We start from the raw sequence: 396 nt of genomic DNA, 5'->3' as shown, positions 1-396 counted from the left end.
TACCAGATCCATGCGCCGTTGTTTGCGGACACCGCGCAGCAGCGCGAGATGCTGATGGGCATCAGCTCCGTCGCCGACGTGTTTCGCAAGGCGCGCGAGGCCGATGTCGCGGTGGTGGGTGTCGGCTCCATCCTGACCGACGATTCCAGCTACTACGATTTGCATCCGTCCTCGAATGCCGATCGCCAGGCGATCGAGAAGTCCGGGGCAACAGGCGAGCTGCTCGCCCATCTCATCGATCGCCGGGGCAAGCTTTGCAACTACTCGCTCAACCGTTCGCTGGTCTCGTTGACGCTTGACGAGTTCGCGACCATCCCGCGCTCGATCGGCATTGCAAGTGGCGCCAGCAAGGTCGCGCCGATCCTCGCCGCAATGCGCGGAAATCATCTCGACACC

General features: G+C 62.9%; 1 protein-coding gene. It reads left to right on the top strand.

Annotation, left to right across the window (positions count from 1 at the left end; translation table 11 throughout):
- A partial coding sequence (locus tag EN884_RS38365) for a sugar-binding domain-containing protein (RefSeq protein WP_281034884.1) occupies nucleotides 1-396 on the top strand: 396 nt, incomplete at both ends.

The sequence above is a fragment of the Mesorhizobium sp. M7A.F.Ca.AU.001.01.1.1 genome (genome assembly GCF_004022735.1).
In the GTDB taxonomy this organism is placed as follows: domain Bacteria; phylum Pseudomonadota; class Alphaproteobacteria; order Rhizobiales; family Rhizobiaceae; genus Mesorhizobium; species Mesorhizobium ciceri.
This window is presented reverse-complemented; position numbering and strand designations above follow the sequence as displayed.